At 47.3% G+C, this 22,923-nt stretch carries 30 protein-coding genes and 1 riboswitch; of the genes, 10 read left to right on the top strand and 20 right to left on the bottom strand.

Going from position 1 to position 22,923, the window contains the following annotated elements; genetic code table 11:
- Positions 1-17: 17 nt before the first annotated feature.
- The 17 genes from spoIIIAC to LQE92_RS08140 form a co-directional block, all read right to left on the bottom strand.
- The gene (spoIIIAC, locus tag LQE92_RS08220) at positions 18-212 is read right to left on the bottom strand and encodes a stage III sporulation protein AC (RefSeq protein WP_147596493.1); all 195 of its coding nucleotides are present in this window, start codon (positions 210-212) and stop codon (positions 18-20) included.
- A gap of 31 nt (positions 213-243) precedes the next feature.
- The gene (locus LQE92_RS08215; protein WP_231062496.1) at positions 244-765 is read right to left on the bottom strand and encodes a stage III sporulation protein AB; all 522 of its coding nucleotides are present in this window, start codon (positions 763-765) and stop codon (positions 244-246) included.
- Positions 766-801: 36 nt separating this feature from the next.
- Positions 802-1,797: a stage III sporulation protein AA gene (gene spoIIIAA, locus LQE92_RS08210; protein ID WP_231062495.1), complete on the bottom strand. Its 996-nt coding sequence runs from the start codon at positions 1,795-1,797 to the stop codon at positions 802-804.
- A 151-nt stretch (positions 1,798-1,948) separates the two neighbouring features.
- The gene (locus LQE92_RS08205) at positions 1,949-2,383 is read right to left on the bottom strand and encodes a hypothetical protein (RefSeq protein WP_231062494.1); all 435 of its coding nucleotides are present in this window, start codon (positions 2,381-2,383) and stop codon (positions 1,949-1,951) included.
- A gap of 185 nt (positions 2,384-2,568) precedes the next feature.
- Positions 2,569-3,162 carry a DUF2284 domain-containing protein gene (locus tag LQE92_RS08200; RefSeq protein ID WP_231062493.1) on the bottom strand — a complete coding sequence of 198 codons (594 nt, stop codon included), beginning with the start codon at positions 3,160-3,162 and terminating at the stop codon, positions 2,569-2,571.
- 45 nt (positions 3,163-3,207) lie between these two features.
- A complete protein-coding gene (locus LQE92_RS08195) occupies positions 3,208-3,591 on the bottom strand; it encodes a VOC family protein (RefSeq protein WP_231062492.1) in 384 nt (127 codons plus the stop codon).
- 184 nt (positions 3,592-3,775) lie between these two features.
- Positions 3,776-4,819 carry a helix-turn-helix domain-containing protein gene (locus tag LQE92_RS08190; protein WP_231062491.1) on the bottom strand — a complete coding sequence of 348 codons (1,044 nt, stop codon included), beginning with the start codon at positions 4,817-4,819 and terminating at the stop codon, positions 3,776-3,778.
- A 111-nt stretch (positions 4,820-4,930) separates the two neighbouring features.
- Positions 4,931-5,581, bottom strand: a complete 651-nt coding sequence (locus tag LQE92_RS08185; protein ID WP_231062490.1) for a pentapeptide repeat-containing protein — start codon at positions 5,579-5,581, stop codon at positions 4,931-4,933.
- Positions 5,578-6,456: an AAA family ATPase gene (locus LQE92_RS08180; RefSeq protein ID WP_269141893.1), complete on the bottom strand. Its 879-nt coding sequence runs from the start codon at positions 6,454-6,456 to the stop codon at positions 5,578-5,580. The genes LQE92_RS08185 and LQE92_RS08180 overlap by 4 nt, the downstream gene beginning before the upstream one ends.
- A 6-nt stretch (positions 6,457-6,462) precedes the next feature.
- The gene (locus LQE92_RS08175; protein ID WP_231062489.1) at positions 6,463-7,092 is read right to left on the bottom strand and encodes a TetR/AcrR family transcriptional regulator; all 630 of its coding nucleotides are present in this window, start codon (positions 7,090-7,092) and stop codon (positions 6,463-6,465) included.
- The gene (locus tag LQE92_RS08170; RefSeq protein ID WP_231062488.1) at positions 7,089-8,198 is read right to left on the bottom strand and encodes a radical SAM/SPASM domain-containing protein; all 1,110 of its coding nucleotides are present in this window, start codon (positions 8,196-8,198) and stop codon (positions 7,089-7,091) included. The genes LQE92_RS08175 and LQE92_RS08170 overlap by 4 nt, the downstream gene beginning before the upstream one ends.
- Positions 8,199-8,293: 95 nt before the next feature.
- Positions 8,294-9,343, bottom strand: a complete 1,050-nt coding sequence (rsmH, locus tag LQE92_RS08165; protein WP_231062487.1) for a 16S rRNA (cytosine(1402)-N(4))-methyltransferase RsmH — start codon at positions 9,341-9,343, stop codon at positions 8,294-8,296.
- Positions 9,344-9,391: 48 nt separating this feature from the next.
- Positions 9,392-10,183: a nitroreductase family protein gene (locus LQE92_RS08160; RefSeq protein ID WP_231062486.1), complete on the bottom strand. Its 792-nt coding sequence runs from the start codon at positions 10,181-10,183 to the stop codon at positions 9,392-9,394.
- A gap of 16 nt (positions 10,184-10,199) precedes the next feature.
- The gene (gene rfbD, locus LQE92_RS08155; protein ID WP_231062485.1) at positions 10,200-11,048 is read right to left on the bottom strand and encodes a dTDP-4-dehydrorhamnose reductase; all 849 of its coding nucleotides are present in this window, start codon (positions 11,046-11,048) and stop codon (positions 10,200-10,202) included.
- 86 nt (positions 11,049-11,134) lie between these two features.
- A complete protein-coding gene (locus LQE92_RS08150; RefSeq protein ID WP_231062484.1) occupies positions 11,135-11,398 on the bottom strand; it encodes a hypothetical protein in 264 nt (87 codons plus the stop codon).
- Between the two features lie 9 nt (positions 11,399-11,407).
- Complete coding sequence (locus tag LQE92_RS08145) at positions 11,408-11,794, bottom strand: SHOCT-like domain-containing protein (protein WP_231062483.1); 387 nt, start codon at positions 11,792-11,794, stop codon at positions 11,408-11,410.
- A gap of 20 nt (positions 11,795-11,814) precedes the next feature.
- On the bottom strand, positions 11,815-12,174 hold the full coding sequence (locus LQE92_RS08140; protein ID WP_231062482.1) for a DUF2089 domain-containing protein: 360 nt from the start codon (positions 12,172-12,174) through the stop codon (positions 11,815-11,817).
- Between the two features lie 341 nt (positions 12,175-12,515).
- Here LQE92_RS08140 and LQE92_RS08135 point away from each other — a divergent pair, with 341 nt between their 5' ends.
- From LQE92_RS08135 to LQE92_RS08095, 9 genes are all read left to right on the top strand, one after another.
- A complete protein-coding gene (locus LQE92_RS08135) occupies positions 12,516-12,866 on the top strand; it encodes a sporulation initiation factor Spo0A C-terminal domain-containing protein (RefSeq protein ID WP_231062481.1) in 351 nt (116 codons plus the stop codon).
- A 316-nt stretch (positions 12,867-13,182) separates the two neighbouring features.
- A complete protein-coding gene (locus tag LQE92_RS08130; RefSeq protein ID WP_231062480.1) occupies positions 13,183-13,959 on the top strand; it encodes an SDR family oxidoreductase in 777 nt (258 codons plus the stop codon).
- A gap of 21 nt (positions 13,960-13,980) precedes the next feature.
- Positions 13,981-14,850: a sugar phosphate isomerase family gene (locus LQE92_RS08125; RefSeq protein WP_231062479.1), complete on the top strand. Its 870-nt coding sequence runs from the start codon at positions 13,981-13,983 to the stop codon at positions 14,848-14,850.
- Positions 14,843-15,121, top strand: coding sequence for a 4Fe-4S dicluster domain-containing protein (locus LQE92_RS08120; RefSeq protein ID WP_231062478.1), 279 nt, complete (start codon positions 14,843-14,845; stop codon positions 15,119-15,121). Before LQE92_RS08125 ends, LQE92_RS08120 begins: the two co-directional genes overlap by 8 nt.
- The gene (locus LQE92_RS08115; protein ID WP_231062477.1) at positions 15,118-17,070 is read left to right on the top strand and encodes an aldehyde ferredoxin oxidoreductase family protein; all 1,953 of its coding nucleotides are present in this window, start codon (positions 15,118-15,120) and stop codon (positions 17,068-17,070) included. Before LQE92_RS08120 ends, LQE92_RS08115 begins: the two co-directional genes overlap by 4 nt.
- 6 nt (positions 17,071-17,076) lie before the next feature.
- Positions 17,077-17,195: riboswitch (molybdenum cofactor riboswitch) on the top strand.
- Positions 17,188-17,748: a hypothetical protein gene (locus LQE92_RS08110; RefSeq protein ID WP_231062476.1), complete on the top strand. Its 561-nt coding sequence runs from the start codon at positions 17,188-17,190 to the stop codon at positions 17,746-17,748. Its footprint overlaps the riboswitch before it by 8 nt.
- The gene (locus LQE92_RS08105) at positions 17,745-18,191 is read left to right on the top strand and encodes a hypothetical protein (protein ID WP_231062475.1); all 447 of its coding nucleotides are present in this window, start codon (positions 17,745-17,747) and stop codon (positions 18,189-18,191) included. The genes LQE92_RS08110 and LQE92_RS08105 overlap by 4 nt, the downstream gene beginning before the upstream one ends.
- 23 nt (positions 18,192-18,214) lie before the next feature.
- Positions 18,215-19,222 (top strand): Gfo/Idh/MocA family protein, encoded by a 1,008-nt coding sequence (locus LQE92_RS08100; protein WP_231062474.1) that lies wholly within the window; start codon positions 18,215-18,217, stop codon positions 19,220-19,222.
- Positions 19,223-19,256: 34 nt separating this feature from the next.
- Positions 19,257-20,021, top strand: coding sequence for a nucleoside phosphorylase (locus LQE92_RS08095; RefSeq protein ID WP_231062473.1), 765 nt, complete (start codon positions 19,257-19,259; stop codon positions 20,019-20,021).
- A gap of 31 nt (positions 20,022-20,052) precedes the next feature.
- On the opposite strand, the gene LQE92_RS08090 is transcribed toward LQE92_RS08095, so the two are convergent.
- The 3 genes from LQE92_RS08090 to rlmH form a co-directional block, all read right to left on the bottom strand.
- Positions 20,053-20,847: a zf-HC2 domain-containing protein gene (locus tag LQE92_RS08090; RefSeq protein ID WP_231062472.1), complete on the bottom strand. Its 795-nt coding sequence runs from the start codon at positions 20,845-20,847 to the stop codon at positions 20,053-20,055.
- Positions 20,837-21,340, bottom strand: coding sequence for an RNA polymerase sigma factor (locus LQE92_RS08085; protein ID WP_231062471.1), 504 nt, complete (start codon positions 21,338-21,340; stop codon positions 20,837-20,839). The genes LQE92_RS08090 and LQE92_RS08085 overlap by 11 nt, the downstream gene beginning before the upstream one ends.
- 127 nt (positions 21,341-21,467) lie before the next feature.
- Positions 21,468-21,947 (bottom strand): 23S rRNA (pseudouridine(1915)-N(3))-methyltransferase RlmH, encoded by a 480-nt coding sequence (gene rlmH / locus LQE92_RS08080; protein WP_231062470.1) that lies wholly within the window; start codon positions 21,945-21,947, stop codon positions 21,468-21,470.
- Positions 21,948-22,149: 202 nt separating this feature from the next.
- On the opposite strand from rlmH, the gene LQE92_RS08075 reads away from it, so the two are divergent.
- Entirely contained in the window at positions 22,150-22,887 is a 738-nt protein-coding gene (locus LQE92_RS08075) for a hypothetical protein (protein ID WP_231062469.1), read from the top strand.
- The last annotated feature ends 36 nt before the right edge of the window (positions 22,888-22,923 follow it).

Genomic DNA, 22,923 nt, shown 5'->3' with positions numbered 1-22,923 from the left:
TTTCTGCCGCTAAAGGCTCATAAGGAAAACAACTCTTTGATGGACTCAAACAGATCATATATATAAGGGACCAGCCAGTATAATACCAAAAGAAGCCCCGCCAGACTGGTGAGAAAGGCATGTTCCTCTCTCCCGCTGTGCTTCAGCACCTGGCAGATGACGGAAACCAGGACTCCCACAGCGGCAATTTTAAAAATCAAACTAACTGTCATGTCTTCCTCCCTATATTCCCGATACCGGCTGTCAGATCAGCAGAATCGTGAGGAATACCCCCGCCAGTATCCCGAGATAATTGTAAAGCTTCATCTTTTTCGGCAGTTCTATGTACAGGCTCTTCCGCACGTCCTCCAGCTGTTCTCCTGCCAATGCCAATGTTTTAAGCTGTGTCTCTTTATCCAGGCAGCCCATATCATTTCCCACATGCAGAAGGATCTCTCTGTCTCCCTTAGTAAGGCGCGCCGCTTTCAGCTTCGTCTCCAGACCGGATTTCCAGATCTCCGCCAGAGTCACACTGCTGCGTTTCTGCATCTCTTCCGACAGATAAGAAAAGAAACCTTCATAGGGCGGCCCGCTTCTCTCTGCCACAGTCTGAAACGCCTCTTCCAATGTGCTGCTTCCGAACTTGATCTCACCGCTCAGAAGATACAGGATCTTTTTCAGTTCCGTCAGTTCCCGGTACCGTCCGTGCACCCGGTAGCTTAAGCTGAACCCGATCGCCGTACAGGAGATAATGATACAGACGGCTCCAATGATTTTCAGTGTCATTTCAATTCCCCACTTCCATATTCTTGCCTTTCAGTTTCACGCAGGATATTCCATAGGCTGTCCGTTCCTGTCATATACGGCCCGGACATGTCCTACTTCCCATCCGGTATTCTTCTTTTTCTTCCCCAGGAGTATGTACCGGTCAAAAAATCCTTCCTCCATAATCCTGGCAAAGGCAGGCTTTCCGCGTATTTCCTCCAAAGTTGCGCCATGAGCTGTGGCGAGCACGCTGCAGCCGCAGTTTCCGGCATACCGGACCGCGTCCAGATCCTCATATCCGCCAATCTCATCAGCCGCCACAACCCTCGGAGACATGGTACGTATCAGCATCATAAGTCCCTGGGCTTTCGGACAGTTGTCCAGCACATCAGTGCGGATTCCCAGATCGTTCTGAGGAACTCCCTGATAACAGGCCGCAAGCTCCGACCGTTCATCAGCCACCCCTATGCTCATTCCGGCATGTCCGTTTTCTCCGTTGGAGATCAGACGGACCATATCCCGTAAAAGAGTGGTCTTTCCGCAGCCAGGAGGAGAGATCAAAAGCGTATTACAGACATTGTCCTCTTCGTAGAGATAAGGAAGCAGACGTCTGGCACAGCCAGGTATCTGATGGGCAAGCCGGATATTTAAAAAGGATATGTGACGGACAGTACGGATATTTCCGTTCTCCAGGACCGCTTTCCCGGCCAGTCCTATTCGGTGGCCGCCGCGAATGGTCAAAAATCCCTGCCGCAACTCTTCTTCATAGGCATAAAGAGAATAACTGCTTAAATACTCAAGGGTCTCTTTGACTTCCTTCCTGCTCACGATATGGGGGGACCCACCTCCTGCATGTCCAGCCTGAAGTGATGACGCCGGAACCATACGCCCGCTTTCCAGGAACCCATATTCTTTCCCGTCGTACTGGCAGAAGAACGGGAGTCCTGCCCGCAGCCTCAGCTCCTGCAGATACTCAAATTTCAGGGCCGCCTGTTCCAGCAGCCGTCTGAGTCCTCCGGCCATTACTTTAAGTATTTCTTCTCCGCCTTCCATATCTGTCACCTGCCTTCTTACCCTAATCTATGAAACCTGTCCATCGAATATTCCAAACTTCGGACAGGTACCTTGGACGTATTTTTCTATGAAACGAAAAGACCCACGGCCCTGATCTCTCAATCGGCCGCAGGTCTTCTCTGCGTATCTGCTATTCACTTTCAGACAAATTCTTATAAAACTCCTCATCAGAGACCATTTCATATACTTTATAGGTCTCTTCTCTTTTAGCAGCCAGCTGGCTGTCATCCATTACTCCCCGGATCCGATAAAGCTCCGTCCCTGTCTCCAGCCTCGACGCTTCAAAATTGCATGCTTCCCGCCTGCCCTGCGGGGATTTCTCCCGTATCTCTCCCAGTTCCTCCGCCACGTCCATCTTCCGGCACTCTTTTTCTTCATACAGGTAATAGGAACCATTGTACTTTATGAAATCCGGCCAGAAGATCCGGTTTCCATCCTCATTTGCCGTTCCCGTGCCCTTTCCCACAGCCGGAGACATGCGCCTTTGAAAGATCAGCAGCACGGTCGGTACCAGAAGCGCAAAAGAAATGATCAGAATCCAAATCTCATATTTCATCTGCCCCACAACACCTCTCCATTAAATCGCAGGACCCCCATCCAGCGATATCAGATAATATCCGTTCTCCTTCACTATTGATTTCAATTTAGCACATCCCATGCAATCAGGCAATACAATTTACAGAATCCTATTACAATCTTACTATCTTCGTAATAAATACAGCAAAGTTTCTAACTTTTGTAACATTTTTTTCATCTCAAAAGAATCAAGCTGAACCAAGTCACTATATTTACTCCGTTCATAAACTCTATCCCGTATTTTTCTGCGAGCGCTGTCACCAGGATTCCATAGCTCTCCACACAGGGGAACATCTTTTCCGGATGCCGGCAGGGGCCGTTCGGATACGTACAGGTTTCGCAGATGGCACAAGATTCCGTGGAAAGAGCCAAGACGTCTTCTCCCTCGTCCTTAAAAAATCCGCAGATCATCCTGGTTATCTGCTCATGGCTTCCCCTCGCCGCCAGTGTCTGTTCGATGTCCTGGATATCCGGCACTTCAGACAGCGTCGTAAATACAAATCCCTCACGGTATTGAAAGCATCTTCTTTTACATTCCTCCACTGTCCCGACCGCCGGCGGGCAGGCCCAGGACCTTCCATACTGAGGGCATTCTGTTTCGCATATATAGCGTACTCTGTCCTCAAATTCCAAATCCTGAATATCTATAAACGCGTACTGCATGACTGGAAGCTTTGCCAGGCGAGTCTCTATCCTGTCCCGCATGGCAGCTTCCTGTTCAGGCGCGCTCTTCTCTCTGTCCGTTTTTTTTTCCTCTATTCCTTTCATCTCTCCGCTCCTAAAGGTCCTGCTTCTTGTTCAAACAAAACCGTCTTACCCCACGATTTCTATCTGATTTCCCTCCGGATCCAGCACACAGCTTTCATAATATCCGTCTCCGGTCACTCTTGGCCCGCTGACAATATGATATCCTGCCTCTGCAAGCTCCGCAGTCCGTACATCCACCTGTTTTCTGCTCTCCACACAAAAGGCCAGATGGGCATATCCGCATATCAATGGTTCTGTGTCTTTTCCTTTCAGCCCAGGCCGTGTCATCAGTTCCAGTCTGGATTCCCCGTCCCAGGATAAAAAATAGGTCATCAGACCAGTTTTTTCATTATGGTACCGCTCACCAGACACTCCGCCGAAATATTTCTGATAAAATTCCTTCATTTTTTCCAAGTCTTTCACGTATACCGCCATATGATCGATTCTCATCTCTTGGGCTCCCTCCTTTTTATGCTCCTAGATCTGTCCTTTGTTCAGTTTACTACACCTTTTATCTCCATTCAAGCGGCATATCTCCAATAAGGGCGGTTTTGTGGCATTATAGAATTAAAAAGAAATAGAGCCAAAAGGCCCTATCTCTTTTTTCATCATCTCAGCGCCGCGTAACGCACTCTCAACCAATCTCTTTTCTCTCCTGCTTTCGTATACTCAAAACGATGCCTCCGACGGCGAACACCACTGCCATGCCGGAGAATGCCAGGATAATGACAAGATTTATGTTTCCGCTCTGATACTCAAAGCTCCAATCGGAAAGCTTGATCGGCGGCAGGGAAAACGCCTTATGATCAAGCACCACTTCCATGACGCTGTTGAGAAAGAATTCATACACCCCCATGAGAATCAAGCAGATCGATGTTTTGAACAAACCGTTAATCTTTGTATACCGTATCACAAGCATCATGATCCAAAACGGAGCCACGCCGAAGAATATAGCCGGCAGGCCTTCCTGGAAAAACAGGCTGCGGCTTCCCGTATAAGCAAGAGCCGACGCGACCAGTAAGATCAGCAGGAGCGTATCCAAAGCAAAGCAGATTAGCACCTTATGTCCATAGGCCTTTTCCGGAAGCGGGAGATCCCGGATGAAAAACGGAAGGAATACCACCACAGCGCCAAAAAGCAGAGAAATAAAGGTGATTCCAAACCAATTTCCTCCCGTATAAATACAGCACACTAAAAGCAGCAGGTTCAGAGACAGGAAAAAGGCCGCAAAAGTCAGAACACCCCGGTTCTGCTTTTTTAAAAGGACCGGCAGAACAGTCAGTGAAAATGCCAGAAGCTCTGCCGCCAGTACAATGAAAAACCAGGTCAGAGCGTGGTTCACTGCAAGGTTCACAATAAAGCAGCTTATCAGGCCCGCCCCGTACAGTACATAAAACACAATAGAATAAGTCTTTATCAGTCTCCTGAAATTTTTTGCCTGGCGTTCCATTTCCTTTCGTCCGGTATCTTCACTGGATGTGATCAGTTCATGCTCCGTGATCTCCAGAACTTCGCATAAGGAAGATACCAAGGAAATGTCCGGATAGGAAATTCCCCTTTCCCATTTCGATACAGCCGATTCTGTCACGAACAGCCTTTCTGCCAGCTCCTTCTGCGTCAGGTTTTTTTCCTTCCGCTTCCTCATCACAAATTTTCCAAATGTTATTTTTTCTTCCATGAACGGTTCCTCCTCAAAGTGTTAAAGCAGTTATACTCATTCCTTGTCGGATTGTCAACAAATCCGGAGGAAATCCCCGCTCGACTGTCAAGCCAGCCCGTATTTACAGACTTATTTGATAATCAGTCCCATTCGCTTTGCCAGCTCGGCAGCCTGGAAAACATCCACTATGGCTCCGTGCAGCTCTGAATTATCTTCTGACAGCACGAGGCCGTTTATGATACTGTCCGTAAAATCCATTCCCCTCAACGATGTCTTGAAAAAACTAGCGTTGACCAGCTCCGCCCGTTTCCATGTCACTTGTCTGCATTTACACTGCGTCAAATTGCTGCTGTTAAGCCTGGTATCCTCGATCACGATTTTTTCCAGCCGCGCCGCGTCAAAATTCACATAGTCCATATTGCACTCTTTTACCGTAACATTTTTCATCGTAACACTGGAAAATTTCGCACCGACTCCTTTGCAGGCAATGAAATGAACACGTTCAAAATATCCTCCGCTCCAGTCGCATCCAGAAAAATCGCAGGACTGAAATATGACGTCCGTGAATCCTCCCCTTTCAAAGGAGCTCTCCCAGAAACGGCAGTTCTCAAATTTCACCGCAGAAACCCGAAGATGAAGAAACATTCCACCGTCTGCTGACGCATCCCTGATCATTTTATCCTGAATCCGTTCTTCCTCTGTCCCCGCTTTTGAAAGAAATTCTGCGCCGTCCAGTACGACGTCAAGTTCCTCTGGCATGACCGGTTCTATCTGCTTCATATATTTCTTTCCTTCCTGAACTCGTTCCGGTGTGCTTCAAAAAACTCATAATAAGCCATTACATTCTTAAGTTCTGTCCACCGCTTTACTTTTACTGGTTTTTCATCCAGATCATATATTTTTGCCCCGCGCATGGACAATAAAAACGGAGAATGAGTGGACAAGATGAACTGGCACTGAAAAAAACGCGCAGAGTCCTCCAAAAATGCCATCAGCTCCATCTGCCTCTCTGGGGAAAGGCTGTTTTCCGGCTCATCCAGAATATAAAGTCCGTCTTTCTCTATCTTCTCCGTGAAATACAGAAAGGCACTTTCCCCATTGGAATATTCCCGGACATTGTCCATCAGCTGTCTTCGGACAAATACCGACTGAGATCTGCTCCTTGACAGATTCACTTTTCTCAGCTTTTCATAATCCTCCAGTGAATGGAACTGAAAATCCGCATATTTTGATTCCAGATACTCTTTAAATAAGTCCTCCCGCTTTTGGTGAATCCCTTCATTCAGATTCCTGATATTCAGCATATAATCAAACACGTCGTCGCTGGTAATTATCCTGCTGTTTTCCGGCGGTTCTGAGATCCGTTCCATTTCACATAATTTTATGTAATCCGGATAAAAATTTGATTTATTATAAGCTGCTTCCCGTACTGCCCCCACTTTGTCCGCGATAATATTAAGAGCCGTAGATTTTCCGGAACCGTTTCCTCCATACAGGATCGTGACCGGTTCAAATTCTATTTTTTCCAAGCCGCGCTGTGACAAAACCTGAAACGGATAAAAGGAATCGTGACAGGTTCTCCTAATGCCCATGAAAAACCCCCATTCCATGCTTTCATTGGGAAATTGGAAAGATTTTAAATAGGTGATGCTCATATCATATCATCCTCTTCTCTGATCTTTTCGGTATATCCTGTCAAACTCCTTCACCTGCCGTTCCAGCGCCATCAGAGATTCCTCTATTTTGTCCGGCTCCTGGTCATATTTATTCAGCAGAAAAAATATGGGCGCATAAAAGTTCACGGCCATCGCTTCCGGGTCCTCCCCATGGAAGATCCCCTGACGTATCATTTCTCCAAACAGCGCGGTCTGATACACGACCGCGGAATCCATAAAGGTATGGCGGTATACTTGATAAATTTCCCGGTCCCGGTACTGCTCTGCTGTCAGCATCCTCCTGAATCTGGATGCAAAGCTGTCCGTCAGGTAGAACAGGAATATCTTGCGGCTCAGAGAAAGCAGGGATTCCATCGTAAGAGCTGCGTATATGGCCGCCCCCTGCTCAAGCTCTGCATCATCCGGCAATCCGTATTCCTTTGACATCAGCTCCATTCTGTCCGACATCTCGAGGACAATGGTGTCAAAGATCTCCTTCTTGCTCTTAAAATGCTTATACAGGGAGCTGTCTTTTATCCCCACAGCATCTGCTATGTTTTTCACACTGGTCCCATGATAGCCTTTGACTGAAAACAGGGTCAGCGCTTCTTCTATTATACGCTCCTTTGTCGTCATCTCCTCTTATTCTCCCATATATTTTTCACGCTCTGTTCCTGTCCGAACAGGACGCAGCCGCCTTTGTGGTCTTTTTCCAGAATGCCTTCTGTCCGCAGCCTCTGAAACAGCGGCGACCCAAGTGCGTCCCGCAGGCTGGTATGTAGCAGATCCGTATCCGAATATGGAGCAAATGGGCATGGTTCCGCACCGCCTCTGGCATTGATATGAAAAAATCCTCGGCCGGCTGCCAGACAGCCCCCTGATGCCTTCTCATCTCCGGGAAAAGATATAAAGATCATATCTTCATATTTCTTCCTAAGACGCTGCACCGTCTCATCCATCCTGCAGCGTTCCTCTTCTCCCGGCGCCAGCTCAGACGTCCCTTTTTCCACAGGCACGTATTCCACAAATATGACCGCTCTGCATCCCCTTTCTTTTATGTCTTGAATAAAAGCATTCGACATCACTTCTTCCAGATTACGACAGGTAACGGTCACAGAAACCCCAAATATCTTTTTCTGCTCCTTTAGCCCCTCCATCAGCTGCACCAAATGAGAATAAATCCCTGTGCCTCTTCTGAGATCGGTGGTCTCCTGTCCTCCCTCCATGCTGAGGATTGGAATCAGATTCTTTCCCGACGCAAAGGCCTCCCCGCATTCCGTATCCAGCAGCGTCCCATTGGTAAACACAGGAAACATGATGGACTCATGGCGGGCCGCTTCCTCCAGCACATCCCTTCTCACCAAAGGCTCTCCGCCTGCCAGAAGGATAAAGCTGACACCCAGGTCCACTGCCTGGCTGAAAATGTTTCCCCACTGTTTTTTTGTCAGCTCCCGCAGCATTTCTCCGCCGTCTTCCTGCCCGCCGCAGGCGTGATTGGCCCTTGCATAGCACCCCCTGCAGTGAAGATTACACCTTTCTGTAATACTGGCGATCAAAAAAGGAGGGATATGCTCTCCCATCTTCTCCGCCTTTTCCCTGCGTTTTCCCGCTTTTTTCACGGCTAAGGCATATTTCACCATAAAAATCCGCTCCGGGGAAAAACGGTCAGACGCTTCTGTGATCTCTTTTACCAGGCGCTCCACTCCACTGGTCAAATATCGTTCTAATCTGAATTCCTGCATGTCAGTCTCCTCCGTCAAAGCCGTTTAGCTAGTATTCACTAGCCGCTTTGATTGAAGTATAGCTAGTATTCGTTAGCCTGTCAAGCAGTTTTTGTTCATGCCTTAACCGCCCATCTCATTTTCGTTGAATGAGCCCTGCTGTTTCTAAGGCATTCCTCCGCCGACGGCCGGATGACTTCATCGGAGACTTCACAGTAAATCCCCTTCTTCTGAAAAGCTTTAAAGGATTTTTTCACAAGACGGTCCTCTCCTGAATGAAAGGTCAATATAGCGGCTCGTCCGCCTGGCGCCAGCGCATCCGGCAGCTTTTCCAGAAATTCATACAGCACTTCATATTCATGGTTCACGTCGATCCGAAGGGCCTGAAAGGTCCTCTGGCAGGATTTTTTTACGGCTTCCTTTCTTTTATCCGCTGGTATGAATGCCAGCGTCTCTTCAATGATCTGGCGAAGCTCCGTGGTCGTGGAAATTTCCAATCCATTCCTTCTCTTTCCCCAAACCGCTTTCGCTATTTCCTCCGCGTAGGGCTCGTCCGCATTTTCAATCAGCATGCCTTCCAGTTCCTCTTGGGAAATCTTCCTCAGTCTCTCCGCGGCAGTAACGCCCTTTTCCGGATTCAATCTCAAATCCAGCGGGCCTTCATATTTATAAGAAAACCCTCTGTCCGGGTTGTCTATCTGCATGGAAGAAACTCCCAGATCGGCCAATATAAAATCAAAAGGCCCCGACTCAGCGGCAATTTCATCCAGCCTGGCAAAATTCATATTCCGAATGGTCAGGATATCTGGTCCGTAGCCCAGGCGTTCCAGACGTTTCCTGGTCTTTTCCGATTCGCCCTTATCTATATCCAGAGCAAACAGATGACCTTCCTTCTCCAGGCATTTTAACATCTCCTGTGCATGTCCTCCGTACCCCAGCGTAGCGTCCAGTCCGGTCTGTCCCGGCCTGATCTGCAGGAATTCCAATATCTCCTTAACGCATATGGAAATGTGCATGCCGGCCGGCGTACTTCCTTTTTGAATCACCTTCGCTACTGTATCTGCGTATTTTTCCGGCTGAAGCTCTTTATATTTCTCTTTATAGGTTCTGGGATGGGTCCCTCGATACCTAGGGCGCCTTATGTGTTTTCCCGCCTGCTCTTCCATACTTTTTTACCTTTCATTTTAGCATGTCTTTAGTATACGCCATTACATCTATTTCCAGAGAATATCTGCTTTTCTTCTCGGAGCGGTCCTCCTGTACCGGACATCGGGATATCCAAGCAGCATACAGCAGGCCACTGTCATTCCTTCAATGCCGAGCCAGGCCTTTAAAGCTTCTCCCTCTTCCAGCACGCGCATCATATAGCCACTGTACAGCGCCCCTGCCCCTTCCGCAGCAGCCATGTTTTCAATATTCGCGGCAGCCAATCCGCCGTCCAGAGGATTGGGGGAAGCAATGGCAAGAAAAGAGGTTGCATTAAAAAAGAAGGTATCCTCAGCTGGATTCCTTTGGTACTTCCTGCAGAACAGCTCAAACGCCCGGGCATAATCGGGAGCAGTTTCTTTGAGTTTCCCAATGACATCCGGCATTTCCTTCCACACAAGCTCTTTAAACTCCGGCAGACGGTCCTGAACGAACACAAAACGGCAGGCCTGCTGGTTCTTCGCCGTAGCCGTATAGCGTCCGGCATCCAGGATTCTCTGAACCTTGTCCTTTTCCAGCGGAATGTCTTTATAATTCCGGATGCTCCTCCGGAATTTCACTGCGTGAAGGTACTGCACAGGATCTACGGCAAAAGTACCTCTTTCATACGCTTCTACTTCTGCCATATCGTACTCAGGTATCGCCACCGCATTCACCGGACAAATGGCCACGCAATGACCGCACTGGATACAGGGCCGGATGACCTCCGCTCTTTCGTCCGTCAGCCTCAGCGCGCTTCCCGGACAATCCCTGACACATGCCCCGCAGCCGATACAAATTTCCTTCTTTATCTCAACCATATGCGTTCTCCCTTTATCAAGCCTCTTCGTATTCCTTCAAGAATCTCTTAAGTGCATCTTCCCAGCTGGGCAGCCTCTCAAAACCGTTTTCTGACAGTTTGCTTTTATCCAGCCTGCTGTTTAAAGGTCTTTTTGCCTTTGCTCCATATTCTTCACTGGTGACAGGGATGACCTTTATTTTCTTTTCCAGCTGTTTAAACACTTCACACGCAAATTCATACCAGGAGCAATATCCTTCATTCGCCACATGATACGTTCCATACTTTTCCGTCTGTATGATTTCAGCCATGCTCTTGGCTATATCCACTGTATATGTGGGCGTTCCTATCTGATCCGAGACAACCCTGATCTCAGAATTTGTTTCCGCCAGCTTTAATATTGCTTTGATGAAATTCCTCCCGTTTATACCGTATATCCAGGATATCCTCACGATAAAATACCTGGAAAGAGCCTTCTCCACTTCCAGCTCACCCAGATATTTGCTTCTTCCATAGACACTGACCGGGCACCGTTCATCATCTGTTTTCCAGGGAGAAGTACCGCCTCCGTTAAAAACGTAATCGGTGCTTACATATAACAGCTTAAGATTCTCTTTTTTACAGACTGATACAATATTCCTCGTTCCATCCACATTTATGGTGTTGCACCTGTCCGTCTCCGTTTCCGCTTTATCAACTGCCGTGTAGCCGGCACAATGTATAATGGCGTCCGGCTTCTCAGCCCGAACCGTCTCTTCAACTTCTTCCAGAACTGTTATGTCACAGTCCGCCGATCCTATTCCCTTTGCCTCAATCTTCTGTCTTTTCAGTTCCTTCATGATATCATGGCCCAATTGGCCGGTAGCCCCAGTAACCAGAATTTTCATATGATGTCTCCTTGCGCTATAATCATAAGACTTCCGGAACACATTTCGTCCCTTTATCCCTATTATAACGCAACAGAGCCAGAAAGCTATAATTTTATGGATACAAACGTACCGTCTGCTGCCTCCACATGGATGATCTCCAGCCTTTTGTTCTCCTTCATGATGTCCAGGCATTCCCGCGATATCATGACGATATTCTCTTTTGTGAGCAGGCTGTCATAAGGCTCTGGTGTATTCATCCTCATTTCCTCAAACACTTTGGAGGGAATCATCCTTATGACAAGCCCGATCATGGAAACAGGCACCGGCAGAAAAAAACGCATATCCTTCGTCCTGATCTTCACTCTCATAATTTTCCCCTACTTATCGACAAATACCCTCACCGTTGTTCCGTCTGCCGCTTCCACGTTGACAAAATCACCTTCGATCTCATCGTCCAGACACTCCGAAATTGCGTCCATCATACTGGACAGGTCGACACCCTGCAGATCTTTTTCCGGTATGGGGAGCTTCCCCGTCACTTTCAGGATCTTTTTGACGGCGCCTACCGGAAACTGCACCCTCACTTTGTCCCCAGAAGTACTGTCTACAATCACCCGGAACATTTTTTTGTCATAGCCGCTCTTTATGATCTGAGTCTGCTGCAGCGGCATATCTGCGTTCATAGCAGACAAAAGCTCTGCTCCCTGTTCCGCTGTTATCGTTCCTTCTTCAATCATTTTCAAAATCCTCAATGTCTCATCCATAATCATTCTCCTTTTTCCTATTATTTCAGCTGCGCGATGGCCTGCTCCGCCGTTATCTCTCCGTTTTCCAAGGCTTTCAGGATTTCCTCTTTCTTGGCCGCCTGCGCCTCTCCTCCTGTCTCATAGCCAAGCTTCTTGATCACAGCGTCCAGTTTTGACCGGACCGTCGGATAAGATATCCCCAGCTCTTTCTCTACCTCTTTGATATTTCCCCGGCACCGGATAAAGGTCTCAGTAAAATACAATTCCTCGTCGGAAAAATAATCAAATTTACTGAGCCGAAAACTGTTTTCGATCACCGTGTCGCAGGAATCGCACTTAAGCCTTACCACCGTAAGTTCGCTGCTGCATACCGGACAGCGGCTGATGACTTTCTTCATACCATCCTTCCTTCCTTTTTGGTTTTGATATAATCAATATAATATATAGCCTTATAAATGTCAATATATATATTAATATTATTAATTATATAATTCAAATATTTAATCTCAATTTAGTTAAACCAATTTAATAAGAGTTCCAAGTCATATCAAAGCAGGCAGACGCATATACAAAACATCCATGTATTTTTCAATAGATATCTTATACTCATCCAATGATATTTATCACTATCCAAAAAGGTGTACCTTAACATGTCGACCTTTGTCATATCAGTAGACTCTGCGTTGAATGGGCAGTATAATATTTTTGTATATTACAACGTTAAGTTGGAGGCTGGACTATGAAAGAGATTTACAAGTTAATGCGGTCTGCCGGGATATCCCGCTCCTATCGGGGATACCAGTATTTTGTAGCCGCAGTCAAAATGGTGTCAGAAGATGAAACGAAATTGTCCAATATCCGGAAAGAAGTATATCTTCCCATCGCCATACGGTATAAGGAGAATATACAAAACGTAGAACGGGATATCCGTACCATCCGTGATGTCATCGTACGGGACAATAAGCCATTTCTTAAAAAGCTCGCTCCGGGTGAACCGTACAGTCTCAAGGCTCCTTACCCCAGAGAGATCATAGAAGCGTTTGCCGAATACGTCCTGCAAAATAGTTCAACAAAGAAAGCCAGGGAATAAAATCCCCGGCTTTCTTTTTTTAAGTACGTCTTCCTTATTTTTATCAAAGCATCCTTACTGAATCCTGTTTTATGATATTGGAGAACGAAAAAATACGAAGATAACAGAATCTTCTGACCGACATTTTCACAGGAAAACGGCGCACAAAGACGGAAGTCTGCCAAAAATTTAGGAGAAGGAAAGTTTAAAGCAGACTCTGTCACTCTATCCTTTTGTCTATTGCCTGTTTTTACCGTATTCTTTATTATAATTGCTTGACGAATATTGTCCGGAGCGATTATAATTTTGATAAATAAGAGCAAAAAAGGAGGCAGCTATGGGGATTTTGGAAAAAATGAGACTGGATGGAAAAAAGGGTTTTGTGACAGGCGGCGCCAGAGGAATAGGAAAATGCACAGCAAGAGCCTTTGCTGAGGCGGGCGCAGATGTGGCGATCGCGGATATCGACCTTGATGAAGCTAAAAAGACGGCAAAGGAACTTTCTGAGCAGACAGGAAGAAAAGTCATTGCCATAAAAACCGATTGTACCATAAAAGAAGATGTCGACTCGATGATCGAAGAAGTCGTGGAAAAGCTCGGCGGCCTCCATTTCTGTCACAGCAATGCCGGCATCTGTATCAATGCACCGGCAGAGGAAATGACATATGAACAGTGGTATAAAGTCATCAATGTAAATTTGAACGGCGTATTCCTGACGGATATCGCAGCAGGAAAATATATGCTGGAGCATGGCGGCGGCTCCATCATAAATACGGCTTCCATGTCGGCGCATATTGTAAACGTGCCGCAGCCCCAGTGCGCTTACAATGCATCAAAAGCCGCTGTGATCCAGCTGACGAAATCTCTTGCCGTTGAATGGGCAAAAAGAGGCGTGCGGGTAAATTCCATCAGTCCTGGATATATCGGCACAGAACTGACCTTGAATTCGCCTGCACTGATCCCGTTAATCGGTCAATGGAATCAGATGGCTCCTCTCGGGCGGATGGGAAAGCCGGAAGAGCTGGAATCCATCTGCGTATATCTGGCAGGTGATACCAGCAGTTTCACTACAGGTTCGGATTTCATCATTGACGGAGCATTTACCTGTTTTTAGGCAGGCAAAGGGAGGAGACCTATGAGAGCAGTTGTGACCCTTACGCCCAGCGAGTCTAAACGGCTGATCGCAAAGGCAGTCGTCAGTATGCCGGAAGTCAAAAAAGCCTGGAAAGATGCTTATATCCTGCTTTCGGACGGAACAACGAACGCATTGATTGCTCAGGAGCTTTTGCAGGACAAGAGCATTTCACCTTCGAACAGCGCGGTCGGCCTTTGCACCGACGGCCTGCTCTGTGTGACGAGACCCGCCACAAGGCATCCGTTTCCCAGTGTGCTTTACAAAGGAGAAGTGAAGAGCGGCCGCTCTTTTGCAGAAGCGCTTTCGGACTATCATAAAGATACGGTCGTGATCAAAGGGGCGAATGCAGTGGACTCCAATGGATTTGCCGGCATTATAATGACCGGATTTGACGGTGGGACGATTCCGAAAATCATAGGACCTGTGACCTCCAAGGGAATCACAATGATTACTCCCGTAGGGCTGGAGAAGCTGGTGCCGTCCGTACCGGCGGCTGTGAAGGCGCTGGGAGGAGCCGGTAAGATTGATATTTCCATGGGCGCGGACGGAGGAATGTTCTGTCTGACCAATACTATAGTGATCACCGAAATTGAAGCGATACGCCTTCTGTTTGGCGCAGAGGCGGCATTAGTTGCCAGCGGCGGCGTCGGAGGAAATGAAGGGGCAGTCGTATTGGCGGTCGACGGAACAAAAGAACAGATTCCGGTCATGGTGGAATTTTTGGAACAGGAAGTAAAGGGAGAACCGCCAATCGAAGGAAACAGAGGGATTTGCGAACTTTGCAGATATAAATCCTGCAGATATTGCGGAAGAAAAGAGGACGAGCTTCCGGAATGGATGAGAGCAGGGAAAGGAGAATCAAATGCCTGAGAAGGTAAAATTGGATGGGTGTGTCAACTGCAGAGCGTGCGAAATGGCGTGCAGTCTGCATCACACAGGAAAATTCGGCTATAAATATTCCAGTATCTCCATCGGATTTGCAGGAGACGGCGTAGGTGTCTGTTTCAAGGAGCCCTTCACCTGTGACACTTGCGAAGGTGAAGGAGAAAATAATTTTCAGTGTGTAAAATACTGTTATCGCGCGAAGGATGCACTCCGGATATTTATTGCCGCTCAGGGAAGGGGAGAATCAGCTGTATGATGGGAACGATCTTAAGAGTAAATTTAAGTACCGGCCTCATAACAACAGAAAGCGCAGATCTGTATCGGGAATGGATCGGCGGTCTCGGCGTGGCTGAAAAGATTCTGTATGATGAGGTGAAGCCCTGGGTAACGCCTTATGACCCGGCCAACCGTCTTATCGTTTGTACGGGAGCTTTAAGCGGAACCTTCTGTCCTGGAACGGGCCGTATCGTGACCGTTACAAAATCCCCTGTAACGATGGGTATCGCTTCCGGAAATGCCGGCGGCTCGTTCGGCGCCAATCTGCGTTATGCCGGATTTGAATATATCGTGGTGGAAGGCCGCTCTGCAAAACCGGTATATTTATATATCAAAGACGGAAATGCAGAAATCAAAAGCGCGTACGCCATCACCGGATATACCGTGGATAAAGCTGTGGACTGGCTGGAGGAGACGCATGGAACAGAAATCAGTACCATGTGTATCGGAACGGCAGGAGAACAGGTGGTCCGTTTTGCCTGTGTGACTGTCGACAGGTACCGAATCATCGGTAAATGCGGTTTTGGCGCGGTCATGGGTTCCAAAAACCTAAAGGCCGTCGTTGCGGACGGTTCGGAGGGCTCGGTGTCTGTGGACGATGTCATGGGCTTTAAACGAAAGGTGGATGAGATATACGGACGATTTGACGGAAATGAAGCATATAAAAATCTGATGAGCTACGGTACCCTCTGCTGTGTACCCAGCAAATACAGGGTCGGAGGGTTCAGCTATCGCCATGGTCAGAATCTTCATATTTCCGAGGACATGCTGGATACATATGACCCTGCAATGATCTGCGGAAAATATACGTTGAGGCAGACCTCCTGCCGCGGCTGCCTTGTGGGGTGCCAGAACAGGCACAGAATCCCGGACGGACCTTATGCGGGTCTGGAAATGGAAGGGGCACCCTTTAATTCCATCTTAAATTTTGGGACAAAGCTGGATATCGCCGATTACGGCTTCTGCATTCAGGCCACATGGCTGTGCAACAATCTGGGCATGGATATGGATGTGATTGCAGAAATCCTCGGATGGGTTATGGAATGTTATGAAAAGGGTCTGATCACATCAGATCAGCTTGATGGATTAGAGCTTCATTTCGGCAATCAGGAAGCTGCACTAAAGCTGATCGAAAAGATCGCAGGCCGGGATGGTGTCGGATCCATCCTTGCGGAAGGCGTGGCAAGAGCCAGCACGGTATTTTCCAGCAAAACATCCTATTACGGTATACATGTGAAGGGAAATGAGCTGTTTGAGCTTGTGCGTCCTCTGATTGGCTACGGTCTCGGAGCGCTGACATCCACCCGCGGAGGAAGCCATGTTCTTGGTTCACCTGTCTGTGAGGCAGGAATTTTCAGTGAGACAGAGAAGGAAGCTGCGCTTCGGAAGTTTAAAGTACATACCTTTAATGATCCTGTCGCTTATGAGGGAAAGCCGGAGATCGTCATGTACTACGAAGATATTTCCAGAGCCTGCGGATGTCTCGGCCTTTGCCTGATGGTCAGCGACTGGCAGCAGATCCAGATGATGGATATGGAAGACTTCAGCGATTTCCTGAGGCTGGCGGCAGGCGTGGAACTGACACCCGAGGAATTTAAGGTTCGGATGCAGGCAATTTTAAATCTGGAAAAAATGTTCAATTACTGCCACGCAGGCTATACCAGGAAAGATGACAGACCGAGAGAAAGGCTTTTCAGAGAACCGGTGAGATCAGGACCGGCAAAGGGACTTGCTCTTGACCGGGAAAAGTGGGAAAAGATGATGGATCATTATTATGAGATCCATGGATGGGACAAAGAGACCGGACTCCCCACTGCAGAGACCCTTGCAAACTGTGGACTTGCCGAACTGATACCCGATCTCGGAAGGCCGGCACAGGCTCCCGGACGGGCTTATTGTCAGGAAGAGCCCGTTCCGGGAGAAGATTAAAAGTACATTGAAATTGAATTCCGAGCCGTCTTTGGCTAAACGCATGATGCGCATGCCGGACGGCCGGAGTATATCTGGAAACGGATATGCTTTCCATGTTGAGAAGGAGTTCTTATTATGAAAAGATCAAAATTAGTAATGCTTAATTTTATGGCATTATGCTGTGTGTTGGGATTGTTTACCAAAAAGCTCATAAATCCCATGGCTAATGTGATCACAGAAGCACTGCACATTCCCGGCGGGATCAGTACGGGATTTTCCATTATGTTTCTTGTGATCGCGCTGGAGGCCGCCGGAATGCGCGGCGGCGGAAGCCTGATGGGCTGCGTGCAGGGACTTTTGGCGCTGGCCCTTGGACGGGTGGGCAGCATGGGAATCTTCATGCCCATTGGGTATCTCATTCCCGGAATCACCACAGATCTAGTCTTCGGCCTTATGAAAAAAGGAAGGTTTCCCAGACAGGAACGGATGGTTTTTGCCAATGCACTGGCTGCGCTCATGGCTTCTGTCACAGCCAATGTCCTCGTTTTTAGACTGAAGGGAGCTGTTCTCTGGCTGTATCTTTGTGTGTCTGCTGCTAGCGGATCTGTCTACGGACTTTTAGGTTCCTGGATCGCAGGACGCCTTAATACGGCGTTTCTTTGGTATTCGGATAAATCGGGAGGGAACGGATCATGAAAAATAAACGTGTAATGTTTTTTATTCTTTCCCTTTTGGCATTAGCCGGAATCTTGTCAGCGATCCATTTAAAAACGCGGGATACATCTGCTCAGGGTAATGTAAAGGTATCTCATAAAGGAGAGAATTTTGTACTGGATTATAATAAGTGGCAATATGAGCCGGTATCCGGAATTCGGATCAATGGAAAAGGCGATGAAATTTCAGTGGAGGGCAACGGTATTGAACTAAGTACGGTTCTGGAACAGCTTAACATTGATCATTACCGAAATGTGATTGTTTCTTCTGATGATTCCTATTCTGCGGAGGTTTCCGCCGATGAAGCAGAAGAAAACGGAAAGGTATATCTGATGTACGAGGATGATGAGCTCCGGCTGATCGTATTTGGAGATGCTGACAGCAAGAGAAGCGTATCCAATGTGGTGCAGATTACAGTGGAATAAAGCATAGTGAAAGGAGTCTTGATATGAGAAAAGTAAAATGGGGCGTACTCGGAACGGCAGGAATCGCAAAAGGACAAACCATCCCCGGAATGCGGCTGGCAGAAAATTGCGAGCTCTATGCAGTCGCCGGAAGAAATCTGGAAAAAGCAGAGAATTTCAAAAAGGAGTTTGGATTTGAAAAGGCTTATGGGAGCTATGAAGAGCTCTTAGCGGATGAGCAGGTGGAAGCTGTTTATATTCCTCTCCCCAATACCCTGCACAAAGAATGGACCATAAAAGCACTGGAAGCAAAAAAGCACGTACTTTGTGAAAAGCCTCTGGCCCCCTGTGAAGCAGAAGCAAGGGAAATGATCGAAGCAGCCGAAAAGAACGGTGTGTTTCTGATGGAGGCGTTTGCGTATCTTCACAGCCCTATTGTGCAGGCTTTAAAGTCAGAGGTGGACCGCGGATCCATCGGCAAGATCCTTTATATGGAAACGGCCTTTATCACATCTGATTATGAACTCAGCAATATCCGCATGCGGAAAGAAACAAACGGCGGAGCCTTATATGACCTTGGATGCTATAACACCAGCCAGATCCTCTGGATGCTGGACGGGGAACCTGAGAAGGTCATGGCTGTCAGTGATTATTCCGAACAGGGAGTTGATGTATGTACTTCAGGCATCATGACCTTTGGAAACGGCGCAAGGGCTGCTTTTACTTGTGGAATGCTGCTGGAAACGGAAGCAGATAAGCGGATCGACCGCCTGCAGATCCATGGTACAAAAGGCCATATCCGCTCAGAGGCCGAATTCAATCAGCAGGGGAAGTTAAACTATACCATCTGCACAGATGGAAAAGAAGTGACAAAAGAGGTCTTCGCACCTCAAAACTACAGTCTGGAGGTGGCGCAGCTGGGACGCTGCATCACAGAGGGAGAGGTTCCTTATGTGTCCAATGAGTTTACATTGAAGCTGGCACGGACCATGGACAGACTTCTTGAAGCTGCCGGATATCATACGTCCAACGGACTTTTCCAAAAGTCCTGACTGGTTTAATGTTTCCCAAAAAGGAGGATATAAGATGAACACTGTGTTTTACAAGGAACAGCCGTCTCCCACAGCTTTTATAAACCCGACGGATCTCACAGAACCGGCGGAAGATTTTCCGGAAATCTGCATATCCACATTTTCCAAACAGATCATTGATAAATTTGCCGGTCTGGATGGAGTAAAGATTATCGCACATCTGTATACCGCCAACGGCAAAAATCCAATCTACAAAATCACATATGGCGGAAAAGAGATCGCCTTCTATCTTTCTTTGGTGGGAGCGCCGGCCAGTGTCTGCGGCCTGGAAGAAGTGATCGCCCTGGGCGCCCGGAAATTTGTATTTTTCGGATGCTGCGGGATTTTGGACGACAGCGCCGTCAATGACCGCCTCATCATTCCTTCCGCCGCCATAAGAGAAGAAGGGACCAGCTACCACTATCTGCCTCCAAGTGATGAAATCAAATCCGACCCAGAAACAATCCGGATTTTGGAAGATTGCCTGAAAAAATGCGGATACCCTTATGTTACCGGAAAAATATGGACTACCGATGCCATTTACAGGGAAACGCCGGATGCGATCCAAACCTACAAAAATTTGGGATGTTTGGGCGTCGACATGGAGTATTCCGCGCTGCTGGCAGTTTCTAAATACCGTCGTGTCCGGTTTGCCCAGTTCTTTTACGGCGCAGACAATCTGGACAGCGAAGAATGGCAGCCGCGGGATCTGACGGAATATGGGCTGCATCATTCGGAAAAATACCTGGCGTTGGCACTGGAATGTGGACTGGCACTTTAAAAGTGTACAGAAGCCGGCTGACTTTTTATTTTCAGCCGGTACTTTCCCAGCTCCATCGGACCATGGACTCGTCGTATTTAAGCTCATACTTCACCCTTCCCATTTCGTCATATGCATAACCGGCCGTATGGTCCGAGAAAGAGGGGTCATCATTTTCAAAGGCCAGAACAGACAGCAGGCCAGAAGAAATATCCGCCGATTTTGTCTCTCCAAAGGCTGTGATGGTTATCTTTACAATATCCGGGTCATCGGAAAGCACCGGAAATATGAGGATACCTTTCTCATAATCCCAGAAATATATCCCGCTCGTCACAAGGACCTTTCCTTTATCACCGGGATATTTAGGCCAGACAAAATAATTGTCGTCCGATCTCCAGCCGTTCCAGTGTCTGTATGATACGACTGTATCATAACTGGCGGCGCTTTCGTAAAAGAAAAACCGGACTTTCCCCCAGTCATATGTGCCAAGCAATTCAGACGTGGGATTGAGCTTTCCGGACTGAGCTGCCGCAGTCTCTGCAGAAAACCGATATCCCAAAGCATAGTTTGCCAGTAACAAAAATGCAATGCCGACGATCAAACATGCTCCGCCCCTGCGTATCCTATTCCGTTTCCGGATTCTCTTCGCCAAAGCCGCGTATCCTGAAGGTAAGGTATCCGCCTGATCTCCGCAAAGGTCCACGCCATGAATCAGTTCCTCATAATATCTTTCACAGTCCCCACATTCCGCCATATGCTCAGAAACTGCTTTTTTGCTGTCCTCCGATGCAGAATCATCTGCACACAAAGGCATCAGGTCCCGGATGATATCGCATTTATATTTCATAGCCAAATTTCTCCTTTAACTGAATTTGAACAGCCGCCCTTGTCCTGTAAAAAATCACTTTCGCTGTCGTTTCTTTAATATCTAGTATTCTGGCGATCTCTTTAAATTTAAGTCCGGCAAACATCCGGTACTGAACGATGTCCCTCGCTCTTCTGTCACATCCGTTTAAAATAGACTGTATACAAAATAGCAGTTCCTTATTTTCAATATCCTTTGAAAAATCTTCAGTCTCTTTCGCCTTTTCAAGCCTGCTGAATAGACGTCTTTTTCTTATCTCCGCCCGAACATATCCTGTATAAGTATTTTTGGCAATCTGACAAAGCCAGGTTTTTATTTCACACAGCCCCTTAAAATTACCAAACGATACAAAAGCCCGAAAAAAGGTCTCAGATAGAAGCTCCTCCGATAAGGCAGAATCATAGCCTGTCAATTTATAGATAAACCGATAGATATCATCTTTATATGCGATATAGATTTCTTCAAATGCATCCACAGTCTTCTGCCTTTCCTGCCCTTTTAAACATTAGTAACATTTGATGATGAAAAGTTACAATAATAAAAAAACAAATCCAAACTGCCTTAGCAGGGCGCGGGGGAAATTTTCAGCTATAAAATGACGGTTATTTATGATACGGCTCTCCATGCATGATGCGAAATCCCCTGTAAACCTGTTCCAGCAGTATTACTCTCATCAGCTGATGAGGAAAAGTCATCCTGGAAAAGCTGAGGGACTCGTCGGCCCTCGCCATTACCGATTCAGAAAGTCCCAGAGAGCCTCCGATGACAAAAACCAAGCTGCTGTCACCCCGGAGACCCAGCTCCGCCAGCCTGTCCGCCAGCTCCTCTGAGCTCCTCTGTCTTCCCTCTATAGCCAGGGCAATGACATACATCCCGTCCTTTATGTGGGATAAAAGCCGTTCTCCTTCTTTATCTTTGATCTTCCGATTAACGGTATCACTGGCTCCGTCCGGTGTTTTCTCATCTGCCACTTCTATTACGTCCAGTCTGCAGTATCTGCTCAAACGTTTGATATATTCGGCGGCCGCCTGTGAATAAAACTTTTCCTTCACCTTCCCCACCGCAAGTATTGTTATCTTCATAAGGAAATCCTTTCTGTATCAGAAACTGTCTATTCCGTTTATCATCATACCATATTCTTTCTCTGTTACGGTCTTTTTCCAACAGGAATTAACGGAATCCGTTTCTTTTTTAAGTAATCGGTTGCCAGCGCCAGGCACTTATACTATAATAAAAAGAAAGAGTCAACTGCCACATCAATAAATAGAAAAGGAACGAAACTCCATGACTTCTATGCAAACAGATCATACGGAGGAAGCGATGAGCGTCCTCATCTCTGACGAATCAGAGCGAATCTCCAGAATTCTCGAATTTTTGACATATTCAGGAATTGATGCCAAAAGTATCTTCGATGAGGAATCCGATATTTTTCAGCTGGAAGTTCCTGACAGCCAGTACAGAAAAGCCGTGTCTCTGCTGAGGATTTATATGGAACAGGAACCGGAAGAAAAACTGCCGGAGGAAGAAACCGCAGATCAGACCATTCGTACCTTTGTAGGCAGTGAAGAAAAATATAAAGAAAACTCCTCTTCCGCCATGTCGTTCCTGGTCGTAGGCGCGTTGGTGGCCGCTGCCCTCGTTCTGGCAGCACTGGATATCCTGCCTCTCCCTATTACCTGGGGTGAACAGCCTATCATGTTTCTGGTGCTCTGCTGCATTTCCGTCGCTTTCCTGATCATCGGGACAGTCTCCTTTAAAAAAGCAAACGTCTACAAAGCCAAAATGAATGAAGAGACTACCATGGAGGCCGACATCATCAAATGGTTTCTGGATACTTACACCGGCGCACAGCTGGACCATACCATTGAAGCAGAAGAAGGCTCGATACCAAAAGAAGAGATCCTCTGCCTGAAACGACTGGCCCTGATTCGGGATTATCTGCTGAGGGAAAATCCTTCCCTGGAAGAAAACCATGCCGACAGCCTGGGAGAGACCATCTATCAGAAAATATATGAATCCTGAACCATACAACAGCTTCAGACCGCTGCCTTTTGACGA

Origin of the sequence: Lientehia hominis, from assembly GCF_021044755.1 — a bacterium.
GTDB lineage: Bacteria > Bacillota > Clostridia > Lachnospirales > Lachnospiraceae > Lientehia > Lientehia hominis.
The sequence above is the reverse complement of the archived record's forward strand: the minus strand, read 5'-3'. Positions and strand labels throughout refer to the sequence as shown.

Bases quoted from the DNA above. Each gene is read 5' to 3' on its own strand.
- spoIIIAC (WP_147596493.1), bottom strand. From the start codon at position 212: ATGACAGTTAGTTTGATTTTTAAAATTGCCGCTGTGGGAGTCCTGGTT.
- LQE92_RS08215 (WP_231062496.1), bottom strand. From the start codon at position 765: ATGACACTGAAAATCATTGGAGCCGTCTGTATCATTATCTCCTGTACG.
- spoIIIAA (WP_231062495.1), bottom strand. From the start codon at position 1,797: ATGGAAGGCGGAGAAGAAATACTTAAAGTAATGGCCGGAGGACTCAGA.
- LQE92_RS08200 (WP_231062493.1), bottom strand. From the start codon at position 3,162: ATGAAAGGAATAGAGGAAAAAAAAACGGACAGAGAGAAGAGCGCGCCT.
- LQE92_RS08195 (WP_231062492.1), bottom strand. From the start codon at position 3,591: ATGAGAATCGATCATATGGCGGTATACGTGAAAGACTTGGAAAAAATG.
- LQE92_RS08190 (WP_231062491.1), bottom strand. From the start codon at position 4,819: ATGGAAGAAAAAATAACATTTGGAAAATTTGTGATGAGGAAGCGGAAG.
- LQE92_RS08185 (WP_231062490.1), bottom strand. From the start codon at position 5,581: ATGAAGCAGATAGAACCGGTCATGCCAGAGGAACTTGACGTCGTACTG.
- LQE92_RS08180 (WP_269141893.1), bottom strand. From the start codon at position 6,456: ATGAGCATCACCTATTTAAAATCTTTCCAATTTCCCAATGAAAGCATG.
- LQE92_RS08175 (WP_231062489.1), bottom strand. From the start codon at position 7,092: ATGACGACAAAGGAGCGTATAATAGAAGAAGCGCTGACCCTGTTTTCA.
- LQE92_RS08170 (WP_231062488.1), bottom strand. From the start codon at position 8,198: ATGCAGGAATTCAGATTAGAACGATATTTGACCAGTGGAGTGGAGCGC.
- rsmH (WP_231062487.1), bottom strand. From the start codon at position 9,343: ATGGAAGAGCAGGCGGGAAAACACATAAGGCGCCCTAGGTATCGAGGG.
- LQE92_RS08160 (WP_231062486.1), bottom strand. From the start codon at position 10,183: ATGGTTGAGATAAAGAAGGAAATTTGTATCGGCTGCGGGGCATGTGTC.
- rfbD (WP_231062485.1), bottom strand. From the start codon at position 11,048: ATGAAAATTCTGGTTACTGGGGCTACCGGCCAATTGGGCCATGATATC.
- LQE92_RS08150 (WP_231062484.1), bottom strand. From the start codon at position 11,398: ATGAGAGTGAAGATCAGGACGAAGGATATGCGTTTTTTTCTGCCGGTG.
- LQE92_RS08145 (WP_231062483.1), bottom strand. From the start codon at position 11,794: ATGGATGAGACATTGAGGATTTTGAAAATGATTGAAGAAGGAACGATA.
- LQE92_RS08140 (WP_231062482.1), bottom strand. From the start codon at position 12,174: ATGAAGAAAGTCATCAGCCGCTGTCCGGTATGCAGCAGCGAACTTACG.
- LQE92_RS08135 (WP_231062481.1), top strand. From the start codon at position 12,516: ATGAAAGAGATTTACAAGTTAATGCGGTCTGCCGGGATATCCCGCTCC.
- LQE92_RS08130 (WP_231062480.1), top strand. From the start codon at position 13,183: ATGGGGATTTTGGAAAAAATGAGACTGGATGGAAAAAAGGGTTTTGTG.
- LQE92_RS08125 (WP_231062479.1), top strand. From the start codon at position 13,981: ATGAGAGCAGTTGTGACCCTTACGCCCAGCGAGTCTAAACGGCTGATC.
- LQE92_RS08120 (WP_231062478.1), top strand. From the start codon at position 14,843: ATGCCTGAGAAGGTAAAATTGGATGGGTGTGTCAACTGCAGAGCGTGC.
- LQE92_RS08115 (WP_231062477.1), top strand. From the start codon at position 15,118: ATGATGGGAACGATCTTAAGAGTAAATTTAAGTACCGGCCTCATAACA.
- LQE92_RS08110 (WP_231062476.1), top strand. From the start codon at position 17,188: ATGAAAAGATCAAAATTAGTAATGCTTAATTTTATGGCATTATGCTGT.
- LQE92_RS08105 (WP_231062475.1), top strand. From the start codon at position 17,745: ATGAAAAATAAACGTGTAATGTTTTTTATTCTTTCCCTTTTGGCATTA.
- LQE92_RS08100 (WP_231062474.1), top strand. From the start codon at position 18,215: ATGAGAAAAGTAAAATGGGGCGTACTCGGAACGGCAGGAATCGCAAAA.
- LQE92_RS08095 (WP_231062473.1), top strand. From the start codon at position 19,257: ATGAACACTGTGTTTTACAAGGAACAGCCGTCTCCCACAGCTTTTATA.
- LQE92_RS08090 (WP_231062472.1), bottom strand. From the start codon at position 20,847: ATGAAATATAAATGCGATATCATCCGGGACCTGATGCCTTTGTGTGCA.
- rlmH (WP_231062470.1), bottom strand. From the start codon at position 21,947: ATGAAGATAACAATACTTGCGGTGGGGAAGGTGAAGGAAAAGTTTTAT.
- LQE92_RS08075 (WP_231062469.1), top strand. From the start codon at position 22,150: ATGACTTCTATGCAAACAGATCATACGGAGGAAGCGATGAGCGTCCTC.